Here is a 12,488-nt window from a genome sequence, read left to right on the forward strand (position 1 = left end):
ACTTTCACCTCGACCATAGAGTGCCAGGTAACGATATGGTGAATTAGCGCACAACAGGCCTTGGTGTTTTCCACTATTACGCCTTGAATCCATTGTCACACGGGCTTTTCGGCCCACGAAGTCAAGCTCTCCAACTTTTCCATGTTGACATTGTCGTCCTTTGATCGACAATATGCTCACAGGATGACTAACGCATGGAGGACCGTCGTGAAGGTTCTTAAGTGGATTCTTACCTCACTTGCCGCAGCGCTTGCTGATGAGGGCCACCCAGACGAATTCGCCCCGCCCTACACGCCCGGCTACCGGTTTGTCATGACGACACACGGCAAGGCACCGCGGTCTCGTATCGCGCAGACGTACGTGGCAGTGACTTACGCAAGGTAGTAGCGAAACGCGGAGGTGGTCGAAGACGCGTTCAGGGGCATATCATCTCGGCCCTCCGGGCGCCGGCACCGGTCACCACAGGCATCAATTCGGTATCGGACGGATGAAACTATGGCAAGCGCACGCATCGCGTCGATATCGGCGGCACCTTCACGGACCTCGAATTTCTCGACGACAGAGGTCAGGTTACCTGGAGAGAATCGCAGGGTCGAAATCCTCTTTAGCGCTGGGGCTGATCGTCCCGTCGTTTTCGATATTTAATGAGGTCAGCATGGCTAACGTAGAGCGGTCGCTCCGCAGTGAAGCATGGTTCAAACGCATCGATAACACGGGCTTCGAACACAGGACTCATTTGAAGGCCCGCGGCGCACTCCCCGACATGTTCGAGGGGCGTCCCGTGATTGGGATCGCCAATTCTGCGTCGGACCTCGTTCCGTGCAACGCACATCTCACGGGTATCGCCGATGCAATCGTCAAAGGCGTGCTCGAGGCGGGAGGCTATCCGTTGGTGTTTCCGACCATGTCCATCGGTGACATGCTGATGCGGCCAAGCGGCATGCTCTTCCGCAATCTGATGAGCATGGAACTCGAGGCAACACTTCGCGCCAATCCGCTCGACGCAGTGGTGTTACTGTCCGGATGCGACAACACCGCGCCCGCCTACATGATGGGCGCGGCAAGCGTCGACCTGCCTACGATTCTCGTCCATGGCGGCGCGATGATTAGCGGTCGCGTCGGAGACCGGACTGTGGGTTCCGGTACCGATATCTTCAGAATGCACGCCGACTATCGCGGCGGCAGAATGTCGAAGGCAGCGTTTCTCGACGCCGAATACGGCATGTCGCGCAGCAATGGCCACTGCAACACGATGGGTACGGCGTCGACGATGGGTTCGATTGCCGAAGCCCTTGGTCTCAGTCTGACCGGTACCGCAGCTATTCCGGCTGTAGATGGTCGGCGCTATAGCTCTTCGCAGCTGGCTGGCCGCCGGATTGTCGAGATGGTCCGCGAGGATTTGACCTTTTCGAAGGTTGTCGACCGTCGCGCACTCGAAAACGCGATCCGCGTTAACGCCGCGCTTGGCGGGAGCACAAACGCGATCATCCACCTGATCGCGCTCGCCGGACGCCTCGACATCGAACTGACGCTCGACGATTTTGAAAAGAACTGCGACGGCATTCATTTGATGGCAAACGTGCTGCCCAACGGAAAGTTTCTAGCCGAGGAATTCTACGGCGCCGGTGGCGTGCGTGCGCTGATGGGTGAACTGCGAAGCAAACTGCACCTTGACGCGCTAACCGTCTCAGGAACGACCGTTGGCGAAAACCTTGAAGGCATCCAGTCCACGGATACGGCGGTGATCTCGCGCATCGATGAGCCCGTCAAGCCGCAAAATGCCTTGCGCATTCTGCGTGGCAATCTCGCGCCGAACGGCGCGGTGATCAAACCGTCCGCGGCCAGCCCGCGGCTACTCAGGCACACTGGCCGGGCGGTTGTCTTCGATAGCGTCGAGGACCTCGATGCGCGGATCGATGATCCGAATCTCGATGTCGACGCCGACAGCGTCCTCGTGCTGAAGGGCATCGGACCGCGTGGCTATCCCGGCATGCCCGAACTGGGCAACATCCGTCTTCCCGCGAAATTGCTGGCTGCGGGTGTCACGGATATGGTTCGTATTTCGGACGGGCGAATGAGTGGGACCGCTTATGGGACCGTGGTGCTGCACGTTTCACCAGAATCGTCTGTCGGCGGACCGCTTGCGCTCGTCCAGGAAGGCGACACGATTTCCCTCGACGTCGAACAAGGTGTTCTGGAGCTGCAGGTGCCTCATGGGGAACTCGAGCGCCGCCGCAGCGAACTCCGACTATCGCAGGCATCCAGTACCCGCGGTTACGAGAGGCTTTTCGTTGAGCACGTTCTGCAGGCGGACAAGGGACTCGACTTTGACTTTCTCGTGGGAAGCAGCGGTAACGCTGCGCCGGCGCGACGCCCGTTCTAACGCCAATGCCGCGAGCGCGCGGATAAGGCGGCGGCGCGCCCAATAACAACAGAGTTGGCGTCATCAGCTCCGGCGATTGGAAATCGTGAGACGAAAGCAACATGTTGAATGGCCAAGGCTTCAGATTGGCACTTTCACCCTCATTGAGCGCCGTTAGTCGACTTGAATGATTTCTACGAGTTCGCGCCAGAATGGCTCGTCCGCCTGGGCGTCCACTTTTTTGTCGCAGGCAATGGATAAACCTTGCTTAGGGCGGGATGAATGGACGAAAGAACTGTGTTAATCACCGGCGCGTCGACCGGCATAGGTGCTGCTACTGCAATACGACTTGCGGGCGCATACCAGGGCCTTGTGCTGCACGCTCGGAAATCGCGTGATCAGTTGGAGAAAGTCGCGGCTGTCCTGGCTTCGAAGGGAACCAGGGTTGTTACAGTTCTGGGTGATCTGACTGACGAAGAACTTCCCGGCAGGTTGATCGGTGCCGCACGGAAGGAATTCGGCCGGCTCGACGCGATCGTTGCTAACGCGGGATTTCCAGTGATGAAGAGCTTCGACGAGGGGAGCTTTGCTGACCTCGACTACGCATTCAAGGGAAATGTGTACAGCTTCTTCGCCCTGGCGCGAACCGCCGCACCGCTGCTTGCGGAATCACCGGCCGGCCGCATGGTTGCAGTTGGAAGCATCAATGCACACGTCTTTCGTACCGATCTTTTCCAGGCTCCTTTGTCGGCAGCATCAAAAGGTGCCCTTGAAACGGCTGTGCGCAGTCTCGCCCTGTATTTTGGCGGCAAGGGTATCACTGTCAACTGTGTCGTGCCGGGGTTTGTGCACAAGGATGCTGGCACGGATCACAGGCTCACAGAGGAGCAGATGGCCGAGACCGCTGCACGGATTCCGCTACGGCGGCTGGGTCAGCCGACTGACATTGCCGCGGCTATCGAATTCCTCCTGTCTCGCGATGCGAGCTACATCACGGGTCAATCACTCCATGTCAACGGTGGCCTCATCTGAGGTCTTAAATCAGATTCGAGCCACATACAACGAAATGCCAGTAGTCAGAGACACTGGGAGGCTGACAGCGGACGAGAATCGTCTTCAATGAAGCTGGGCGGTTGGAGGACGGCTCGTCATGGGTCAGTTTCACCCCAGAAAAAGTCTGAATGAGCAGATAGATAATTCTCTCAATGGCTGACAACCGAATGCGTAGAAGCTGCTACCTCCCCGTGAAGCTTGCGAGATCATCGCCCGGTTCTATGGACGGCCACCATTCCCCTGACAGTTCGCGGGGCAAGGATGAGCGCAGAAATGTACTTCGTAAAGTTATCGATTTCAAACGGTGTCACAAGCGTGGTGCCGCGCGGTGCGTCGCTTTACCGACGCGCCACGGTCCAAATGATTAACAGGAGTCGAAAATGTTGCGTCGAAGTGCATTGAAGCTGACTGTCCTCTCGTTGTTCTGCGCAGCTTCGGTCGGAGCACATTCCCAGGATGTGCAAATCGTTAAATTGGGTTTTGCCGGCCCCTTGACTGGGTTCTCCGCGCAATCTGGTAAGGATATGGAGAATGCTGCACGGATCGCAATCGACGACGCGAACAAGGCGGGCCTGGTCATCGGCGGAAAGAAGGTGCAGTTTCAACTTGATTCTCAAGACGACGCTGGCGATCCGAAGACCGCCGTCCTGGTTGCACAACATTTTGCCGATGAAGAAGTCGCCGGTGTGATTGGCCACTACAACTCGGGCTGCTCGATCGCGGCAGCATCTGTCTATGCAAAGGCTGGAATCCCTGAGATGTCGCCGACATCGAGTTCCCCCTCCTATACGACACAGGGCCTCAATACGACTTTCCGCATTCAGAACAACGACGATCAGATGGCGACTCTTGCCGCCGATTACAGCATCAAGAAGCTCAACGCCAAACGCATCGCGACGATCGACGACAGCACCGATTACGGGTCGAACTTCGCAACTGAGTTCGGCAAAGCGGTGAAGAAAACCGGCGGAACAATCGCGACCCGTCAGTATACGCAGGCGAATTCAGTGGATTTCCGGGGGATTCTCACGATCATCAAAGGTGAGCAGCCAGATTTGATTGTCTATATCGGGCAATACGCCCAGGCAGCTGCTTTGGTAAAGCAACTCCGTCAACTGGGCATCACGATCAAGTTCATGGGCGAAGGCGGCTTTACAAACGAGAATTTCCTGAAGCTTGGAGGCGAGGCTACCAAGGGCATGTACAGCTGGGAGTATGGTCTTCCTCTCGATAGAATGCCCCGTGCTGCCGAACTGGAAACCAAAATGAAGGCGCGCTTCGGAGTGGGAATCGTGCAATATGCCCCGCAATCCTACGACGCCACATGGGCTCTGATAAACGCGATGAAAAAGGCAGACTCCACTGATCCAAAGAAGTATCTCCCGGTATTGCATACGGTTAGTTTCGAGGGCGTTACAGGTCCCGTCTCATTCACAAAGAACGGCGACCGCGCGGGCGCCAGTGCAACCCTGTATCAGGAGCAGAATGGCAAATGGCAAGTTCTCGACGTGGCACAGACAGGCGGTAAGTGACATTACTTGAGTGGCTCCAGCAGACAACATGAGCGGCGTCGCGCGCTCGCTGAGTCACTCATTTTCAGGGAATGTCTTCGCGAATAAGGCGGGTGACGCGCTCGACAAACAACGGCTTGTAGGCACCTCATACAACCTGCGCCTGGGCTTCTCGTCATACTGGTTGACGAAGGCAAAGACCTTGGCGCCACCTTCGGTCTGGCCGCTCTTGCCAGCAACCACTTCGAACCATCCCTCCGTTCTGGATTTCTGGTCCGACGCGTGAACATAGCCGCCATCCAGTCCGACCGTCAAGGGCGGCCCCGGCGGCGGCTGTTTCGCCCACTCGCTTGGACTACCTTCGATGAACGTGAACTGTTCATCGCCCAGCTCATTCTCGATCCGTTCCGCGACGGCATGGAGTTGTCGTCGTACCGTCGCAGGTGTGATTTTGTCGGCGATGGGCAAGACTTCGCTCAGCACTTCGACGCTCAGGCCATAGGACATGAGCGACGCAAACCTGGTTTCCAGATACAGCAATTCCGGCGCCGCCGGCCCGACTTCTGGCAGGGGCAATCGTAGAGCCGGGGACTGGCGAGGTTCAATTTGCCGAACACGGTTCGATAGATGACGGTATGTTTTCCCTTGTGGGTTCGACGGCGGCCACAGTGCGGACAGGTCGCAAACCGCGCGAGGTATTCCTCGACCTGCGCGGTAACGATGGTTTGCTGCATGCCGCGCAGCAGCGACCTGGCCTCCGCAAGCGTCAGGCCCAGATCCTCTGGTCGTAGCGAGCTACGTTCCAGCCGCACGACCTCCGCGATTTTTTCCGCTTCGCCATCCTCGGCGTCAATCACCACCTGTATTCGGATCTTCACGGCCTGCTCCTTTCTACTGCCGCCTCCAGGATTCGTCGTCCGTTACGTATTGCTTGAGTAGGCGGTTGACCGCGCGCCGGTCGAAGCTGTCCCGGTTCAGCCATTCGCGCAGTTCGTCGATGTCCCCGACCCGATTGCGAATCGATTCCAGATCGTTGGCGTCGAGGTCGCCCCGGATCTCTTCAACCAATTCCTCGACTCGCAGCGGGAATTCGTCACGGCGGGTCATGAAGGCAAACGGGCCGCCACAGTCCTCTGGCGGCGCCCGGCGCTTGCCACCGATGCAGCACGGATAGATGCGTTTCTCTTCCAGCCCCAAGCGCGCCTCAACGCGCACCTGGCGTGCCCATCCATCGTTGAAATCGTATTCGTAGAGAAACCGTTCGTTGACGTGAAAACGGAAATCGCCCAACCGGACGTGTTCCGGATCGGTCGAGAAGTCGATTCCACCGTCATGGGAAACGCCGTAGTCCTGGCCATGGATATGAAAGCGGTTCAGATGCTCATCGCTCCAGCCAAAGGCGATCTGCAGGATGTAGTGCAGATCGGTGATCGTGGTATCGCTGCGCACCAGAAGTCGTCGCCAGATCATCGGACTGATCTGGTGAAGCCATACGTGGAGCCGATAAATACCGACGCCCGGTTCCTCGTCCATGATCACACAAGCTTACCAAAATTCAGGGCCATACCTTCCAGCCCCCACTTTGTTCCGCTCTCCCCGTCGCAAGCGGCCGGTTGGAACAAGTTGGCGAATGGATGAGACTTACATCCGCGTCAGGGGCGGCTGGAAATATCTCTCTCGGGCAGTCGACAGGGACGGCAACACTATCGACTCCCGCTGCGCGCCCATCGGGACAAGGCTGCAGCCCGGCGTACTGTCTCGGGCGCGCCATTCTGGCTGCTGACCGATTCCACGGTCTAGCAACATAAGCAGTACTTTGCATATCGATTTCGCTCGTTCTGCGAGCGTTACTGCGACAAAGCCCGATGTGGTCGGTTGGCGGTACGCTGGCAGAGCCCGTGGCCTCAAAATACACATATCAGGTAGACCACCGCATAGCGCCTCAGCGACTCCCTTTGATCGACGGAGGTCGTTAATGGTGCATGTTGCCGCGCGATCGACATCACGCTTCGGATCCGACCTGAAATAGCGGACTACTCGACAGGTATGGGTGCCTCTTCCTGAGACGGCAGGCTGTAATTCAAAGGTACATCTGCGGTGAGATTCCGGTCCATGAACTGCATGAACCTGCCCTTGAAACGCACAGCGTGCCGATGTGCGTATTCTTCTGCCTTGTCTGCATCGCCGCGTTCAATCGCGTCCAGCATTTCCGCATGGTCGCTAGCCATCTTCTCAGCGGAGATCTCAGGGTCCAGTGCCTTGAATCCAAAATGCAGATGCAGCATACGTTGACCTTCGCCCAGCAAGCGTCGGTACAGGTCCGCGAAATAGACATTGCGTCCGGCTCGTGCGATCGTCATATGAAATTCGTAACTGGTCTCGACCATTGCCAGGCTGTTTCCTGATTTGAAACTTGCTGCGACGCCCTTTTCGTAGGCCCTCGCCGCCTCCTGGATTTTGACAAGATCCGCGGGAGTTCTGTTTAGCGCGGCGAGTCGCGTGGTGACTCGTTGAAGCAGGTCGAGCGCATCAAGAAACTCCGGGACGCGCGCGAAATCCATTGGAGTCACGACCGTGCTGCGATTGGCGAGAATAGTGACGAGGCCATCTGCTGAAAGCCGAACAAGCGCTTCCCGCACCGGAGAACGCGATGTATTGAAACGCTCTGCCAGACCGACCTCATCAAGTGGCATCCCTGGCACCAGTTTCATCGCCAGAATCTCATTTCGCAGTATTCTGCAAACACGAGCAGCACCCGTTTCTTTGCCTGGCTGGTGTTCAACTGATGGCTTCGCCATGATCCTTCCTGAAAAATATTGCTCTCGATATAGCACTTGTGTGCAGCGCTACTGGGGGCGGCCGATCCATTGCCTCGTCATCCCCATGCTCAAGACGGTATCAAAACGGAGAACGAGTCTGCCGGCAGCCGCCGCTGGACCGCATCAGGTCGCTCCTTCCCGTGACTTCAGGTACTTCGCGTGACACCGCCATGCAAGCGCTCTTCGAAACCTATTCAAGGCTCGCCGATGGAACGTGCGAATCCATCCAGTCGTAGCGACCATTGTCCACCCATGCCCAGTTCGAGACGCGATTGGGTTTGACCGCGATTCCATCGACGGTGCGTCGATCCTGAATTTGCACGTCCATATCATCGTCGGCAAGTCGTGATTGACTCATATTGGTGCCGTAGCACATTTTGACTCCTGATCCATGGAGGATAATCGCCTGTCTCTTCCAGCCATTTGAAACAAACTGCACCCAGCCTATTGACATGACACTACATACTGCACAATGACCTTTTTTGGCTGTGACGAAAGATGGTATTCTCGCAATGCCACCTCGAGATCGAAAGACATCGTGCCACGCGATCTAAAAGCACTTCAAACGCTCTCTTAGGCCGGAATTCCGCCACGAGGCCAATTGGAGGAATCGATTTCACGGATGAGTACCTGCATGCCCGTAACAGCGCTTCACCTCGGCGATTTGCGTAACCATTCAAGGCTGAGCGGCATATGACGAGTAGGCGGTCGTGACAAGCCAGCCACAATCGATCGGAAGAGTCACCCCGGTAATAGCGGATGCGTTCTCAGAACACAGGAAGAAGATCGTATCTGCAACTTCGTCGGGACGAACGAATCGCCGCAGAGCGGACTTCTGAACAACGGCATCCGGATCGCGCTCGCCTGAATCAATTCGAGCCTGCATCGCAGGCGTCAACGTATAGCCCGGTGCCACTGCATTGACGCGAACCCCCTTCGGCCCCCATTCAGCCGCCATCACCTCCGTAAGCATTTTGAGGCCCGCCTTCCCGACCGCGTAACCGATCTGCGCTGACGCTCTGAATGTCGTCAATGAACAGAGGTTGATGATCGCTCCCTTCCCAGCGTCACACATGGCGGCGCCAAACGCGCGGGAGACCATGAGTGTTCCTCGTACATTAATGTCGAAGAGCCGGTCAAATTCGGCGATGGGCATGTCGAGCAGACGTACGGCATTTTGAAGAATGCCACCCGAGTTGACCAATGCTTCGGGTACGCCATGCAAATTGAAAACCTTCTCAGCGAACAACTCGATCGAATTGTCGGACCCGAGGTCGAGCGGATAAAAGAAGACGTCCCGTCCTACCTCGGAAAGCTCGGCAGCCACCCTCTTGCCACGCTCCGAATTCAGATCGCCAATTACGACCGTCATCCCAGCAGCTGCGAAGCGGCGGGCTGTCGCCTCGCCGATACCGCTTGCCCCGCCAGTCACCACTACCAGCTTCGTATCACTGCCCATGTTTAAACCTCAATAGGTGGCTGCTTCATTGATCAACCGAGAGTCGGATTTTGCTGTCCGCACTCCATCGTGCGAGCCGACTTCCTTCTGCATCGAAAAACTGCGAAACCCTCGATGCAATGTAGTGAGAACAGAACTGTGTCTTGCGCACGATTTTCGGGGTCGTTTGCATCAGTGGCCAGCGTTCCGTGCGAACCCGACTCGCGACAGTTCCACTCTCCCAGACGCTAGCGGCTTGCCAGTTCGAAGATTGCGTCAACCTCCACGGCGACGTTGCGCGGAAGAGAATTGCACCCGACGGCAGCACGAGTGTGGCGACCTGCGTCACCCAGTATCGAGATCATCAGATCCGATGCTCCGTTCAGGACTTTGGGATGGTCCTTGAATTCAGGGGACGCGTTGACGAACCCTCCAAGCCTGACGCAACCGACAACCTGATCAAAGTCTCCTCCGACCGCCTGGTTGACCTGCGTCAGGATGTTGACCGCGCACAATCTCGCCGCAGATTGTCCGTCCTCAAGCGAAAGCTCTGCGCCAAGTTTGCCTACGTATCGATCAACACCTCCGGACACGGGAACCTGACCGGAGACATAGAGCAGATTTCCAACCCGCTTTGTCGCGGCGAAATTCGCGCCCGGTGTCACGGGGGAGGAGAGCTCGATACCGACCTCGCGTAACCGCTGTTCGAGAGTTGCACCCATCACACACCTCCATGTGAATCAACAGGCTGGACGTACGGACCACATCGCTCGATTGCAATGCGCGTGGTTTCCTCGGGCGGCCGCTCCCACCAGTCGAGTTCGGAGAAGATCTCGAGTTCGAAGGGACCGGTGTAGCCAATATCGTCGAGCCATCCCTTGATGCACTGGATGTCAACGACACCATCACCGACCATGCCGCGATCGCGCAGATTACGCGTCGGCACCAGCCAGTCACAGTAGTGGAACGTGATAATCCGATCGGGGCCTGCACGTCTCAGCTCGGCCTCGAACGCTGGATCCCACCAGCAGTGGTAGACGTCAGGAACCAGGCCGGCGGCATCTCCCAGCTCGTCGCAAAGGTCGTTGGCGACCTTGATCGAATTGAGGACGCTGCGGTCGCCCGCGTACATCGGGTGCAGTGGTTCGAGGCCCAGCTTGACGCCGACATCACGTGCGTGAGGTGCGAGCTCGAAAAGTGCGTCGCGCACGCGTGCTCGCTGGCCCGCAATGTCCTTGCTGTCGGGCGGCATGCCACCCACGACCATCATCAGGCAGCGCGCGCCGATTTCAGCCGCTGCATCGAGCAGGCGACGGTTGGTGTCGATGGCTTCCGCCATGCTGCTGTCGACCGACACGTTGAACCATTCGCTCGTGCACAGCGATGGGACCCACATGTCAAGCTCGCTCAGATGTCGGCGTGTCTGCGCGACGCCATACGCTTCGAGAAACTGCCGCCACACGGCGATACCGCTCACGCCGTGGCGCCTGTAGCCTTCAATGGCTTCCGGCATCGACCACTTGGGCGTCGTGATCTGGTTAATCGCGAATCGCGAAAGATCAAAGTCCATGTCGTCCCCCATCATGCCTTTGTGCCGCGCAGTTTCGCGGACACGTCGCGATCCAGCTTTTCGCCCTTGAACGCAACCTTGTGGAAACGCTCGGCGTAATCGCGCGTGATCTTTCCATTCGCGAGATCGGCCTCGATGAGATCGAGCGAGCGCTTCGCCGGATCGCCATATCCACCACCACCCGCCTGCTCGTGACGGACCGACGCACCGCGATGGAGCGTCATCGTGAACTTGCTCGGCAGCGGCTTCGTTTCTCCGTCTGTGTGGAGGAAGTTCGACGACGGGGCACCCTTGCATCCGCCAAAAAGACCATAGGGCGCATGGTCGCTGCGATCAGAACGGACCTGTGCGACGACTTCTTCAGCAAGAATCCGGTATTCCCGCACGAGCCCGAGACCGCCCCGATACTCGCCTGCGCCGCCCGAGTCCTCAGCGAAGCCATACGCCTCCATCACGATCGGGTAGCGCGCCTCAAGCGTTTCGATCGGCATGTTCGACATGTTCTGGGACGGATTGGTCACACCTTCGATTCCGTCCTTGTTGAACCGTCCACCCCAGGCGCCGTTGATCATGTCCACCAGGATGAACGGCTCACTGGCCTCCTTGTCATAACCGCTGAGCGCGATCACGGTGTTGCCACCTTCGCCTGCAGCCATGACCTTGGTCGGCGCGATCTGCGCAAGGGCGCCGAACACGGTGTCGACCACGCGATAGCCAGTGAGTGCTCGCGCGGCAACCGGCGCAGGCAGACGGGGATTGAGAATCGAGCCTTCAGGCGCCGTGATGTCGATGCAGCGATAGACGCCAGCGTTGTTCGGCACGTCGGCTTCGAGCGCGCAGCGGATCGCCAGGTAGGTCGCCGACTTCACGAACGACAGCGTCGAGTTGATTGCACCGCGCACCTGCGGCGAAGACCCTGCAAAGTCCACCGACACGCCTGATCCCTTCACGGTGATCGCGCACTTGATCGGGATTGCATCCTTGGTAAAACCGTCATTATCGATATAGTCCATGAACTCGTAGACACCGTCCGGCCATGCGGCGATGGCTTGACGCGTCAGACGCTCACCATAGTCCAGCAATTCATCGAAATACTCGCGAAGCTCCGCCTCGCCGTAGCGACGGATCATCTTCACAAGTTCGCGCTCACCGATATTGCAGGTCGCCAGCTGTGCGTCCAGGTCGCCCATCACGAGGTCAGGCAGACGGACGTTCTTCCTGATGATGCTTACCAGGGTCTCGTTTACTTCGCCCCGCGTGTACAGCTTGGTCGGCGGAATGCGCAAGCCTTCCTGGAAGATTTCGGTCGAGTCAGCAGCGTTGGAGCCCGGAACGCGACCGCCGACGTCGCAATGGTGCGCAATGACGACGGAGAAGCCCTGAAGCCTGTCTTCAAAGAAGATCGGCTTGAACATGAAAATGTCCGGCAGGTGCATGCCGCCTTCGTACGGATCATTGAAAATGATCACATCACCCGGCTGGACGTTGTTCGAGAACTTCCTGATGACGACATCGACGGCGTCCGGTACCGCACCGAGGTGCAGGGCGACAGTCTTGGCCTGGGCGAGAATGCGGCCGGCGGCATCACACATCGTCACGGAATAGTCGAGGACGTCGCGGATGATCGGTGAGCGTGCGGTACGCATCACGGCAAATGCCATGTCGTCGACGATCGTATCGAGGGCGTTCTTGACGACAGCAAAGGTAATGGGATCGACTTTACGTTGTGCCATGT

Annotated in this window: 10 protein-coding genes and 2 pseudogenes; 4 read left to right on the forward strand and 8 right to left on the reverse strand. The window is 57.8% G+C overall.

Translation table 11 applies throughout. From position 1 onward, the window contains the following. The first annotated feature begins 655 nt into the window (after positions 1 to 655). The 3 genes from L0U84_RS36120 (at position 656) to L0U84_RS36130 (ending at position 4,947) form a co-directional block, all read left to right on the forward strand. Positions 656 to 2,383 carry a dihydroxy-acid dehydratase gene (locus L0U84_RS36120; RefSeq protein ID WP_233857624.1) on the forward strand — a complete coding sequence of 576 codons (1,728 nt, stop codon included), beginning with the start codon at positions 656 to 658 and terminating at the stop codon, positions 2,381 to 2,383. 261 nt (positions 2,384 to 2,644) lie between these two features. Further along, a complete protein-coding gene (locus L0U84_RS36125; RefSeq protein ID WP_233857626.1) occupies positions 2,645 to 3,394 on the forward strand; it encodes an SDR family NAD(P)-dependent oxidoreductase in 750 nt (249 codons plus the stop codon). A gap of 401 nt (positions 3,395 to 3,795) precedes the next feature. After that, positions 3,796 to 4,947 carry a branched-chain amino acid ABC transporter substrate-binding protein gene (locus tag L0U84_RS36130; RefSeq protein WP_233857628.1) on the forward strand — a complete coding sequence of 384 codons (1,152 nt, stop codon included), beginning with the start codon at positions 3,796 to 3,798 and terminating at the stop codon, positions 4,945 to 4,947. Between the two features lie 81 nt (positions 4,948 to 5,028). On the opposite strand, the pseudogene L0U84_RS36135 reads toward L0U84_RS36130, so the two are convergent. After that, positions 5,029 to 5,804 (reverse strand): annotated as a pseudogene (locus tag L0U84_RS36135) (ISKra4 family transposase); the annotation flags it as partial. A 13-nt stretch (positions 5,805 to 5,817) separates the two neighbouring features. After that, on the reverse strand, positions 5,818 to 6,459 hold the full coding sequence (locus tag L0U84_RS36140) for a plasmid pRiA4b ORF-3 family protein (RefSeq protein ID WP_233857630.1): 642 nt from the start codon (positions 6,457 to 6,459) through the stop codon (positions 5,818 to 5,820). A gap of 64 nt (positions 6,460 to 6,523) precedes the next feature. Between L0U84_RS36140 and L0U84_RS36145 the strand changes: the two are divergent. Then, a pseudogene (locus L0U84_RS36145) lies at positions 6,524 to 6,678 on the forward strand (DDE-type integrase/transposase/recombinase); the annotation flags it as partial. A gap of 281 nt (positions 6,679 to 6,959) precedes the next feature. Here the strand turns inward: L0U84_RS36145 and L0U84_RS36150 are convergent. The 6 genes from L0U84_RS36150 to L0U84_RS36175 form a co-directional block, all read right to left on the reverse strand. Further along, on the reverse strand, positions 6,960 to 7,724 hold the full coding sequence (locus L0U84_RS36150; protein ID WP_233857632.1) for a GntR family transcriptional regulator: 765 nt from the start codon (positions 7,722 to 7,724) through the stop codon (positions 6,960 to 6,962). Between the two features lie 211 nt (positions 7,725 to 7,935). Continuing rightward, the gene (locus L0U84_RS36155) at positions 7,936 to 8,121 is read right to left on the reverse strand and encodes a hypothetical protein (protein ID WP_233857634.1); all 186 of its coding nucleotides are present in this window, start codon (positions 8,119 to 8,121) and stop codon (positions 7,936 to 7,938) included. A 300-nt stretch (positions 8,122 to 8,421) separates the two neighbouring features. Continuing rightward, complete coding sequence (locus L0U84_RS36160; RefSeq protein WP_233857636.1) at positions 8,422 to 9,204, reverse strand: SDR family NAD(P)-dependent oxidoreductase; 783 nt, start codon at positions 9,202 to 9,204, stop codon at positions 8,422 to 8,424. Positions 9,205 to 9,431: 227 nt separating this feature from the next. Next, on the reverse strand, positions 9,432 to 9,905 hold the full coding sequence (locus L0U84_RS36165; protein WP_233857642.1) for a RidA family protein: 474 nt from the start codon (positions 9,903 to 9,905) through the stop codon (positions 9,432 to 9,434). Further along, a complete protein-coding gene (locus L0U84_RS36170) occupies positions 9,905 to 10,753 on the reverse strand; it encodes a sugar phosphate isomerase/epimerase family protein (RefSeq protein WP_233857644.1) in 849 nt (282 codons plus the stop codon). The genes L0U84_RS36165 and L0U84_RS36170 overlap by 1 nt, the downstream gene beginning before the upstream one ends. A gap of 11 nt (positions 10,754 to 10,764) precedes the next feature. After that, a complete protein-coding gene (locus L0U84_RS36175; protein ID WP_233857646.1) occupies positions 10,765 to 12,486 on the reverse strand; it encodes a hydantoinase B/oxoprolinase family protein in 1,722 nt (573 codons plus the stop codon). Positions 12,487 to 12,488: the final 2 nt, after the last annotated feature.

It is taken from the genome of Paraburkholderia sp. HD33-4 (genome assembly GCF_021390635.1).
Classification (GTDB): Bacteria; Pseudomonadota; Gammaproteobacteria; order Burkholderiales; family Burkholderiaceae; genus Paraburkholderia.

Excerpts from the sequence above, each read along its gene's own strand:
- L0U84_RS36120 (WP_233857624.1), top strand. The coding sequence starts at position 656 with ATGGCTAACGTAGAGCGGTCGCTCCGCAGTGAAGCATGGTTCAAACGC.
- L0U84_RS36125 (WP_233857626.1), top strand. The coding sequence starts at position 2,645 with ATGGACGAAAGAACTGTGTTAATCACCGGCGCGTCGACCGGCATAGGT.
- L0U84_RS36130 (WP_233857628.1), top strand. The coding sequence starts at position 3,796 with ATGTTGCGTCGAAGTGCATTGAAGCTGACTGTCCTCTCGTTGTTCTGC.
- L0U84_RS36140 (WP_233857630.1), bottom strand. The coding sequence starts at position 6,459 with ATGGACGAGGAACCGGGCGTCGGTATTTATCGGCTCCACGTATGGCTT.
- L0U84_RS36150 (WP_233857632.1), bottom strand. The coding sequence starts at position 7,724 with ATGGCGAAGCCATCAGTTGAACACCAGCCAGGCAAAGAAACGGGTGCT.
- L0U84_RS36155 (WP_233857634.1), bottom strand. The coding sequence starts at position 8,121 with ATGTGCTACGGCACCAATATGAGTCAATCACGACTTGCCGACGATGAT.
- L0U84_RS36160 (WP_233857636.1), bottom strand. The coding sequence starts at position 9,204 with ATGGGCAGTGATACGAAGCTGGTAGTGGTGACTGGCGGGGCAAGCGGT.
- L0U84_RS36165 (WP_233857642.1), bottom strand. The coding sequence starts at position 9,905 with ATGGGTGCAACTCTCGAACAGCGGTTACGCGAGGTCGGTATCGAGCTC.
- L0U84_RS36170 (WP_233857644.1), bottom strand. The coding sequence starts at position 10,753 with ATGGACTTTGATCTTTCGCGATTCGCGATTAACCAGATCACGACGCCC.
- L0U84_RS36175 (WP_233857646.1), bottom strand. The coding sequence starts at position 12,486 with ATGGCACAACGTAAAGTCGATCCCATTACCTTTGCTGTCGTCAAGAAC.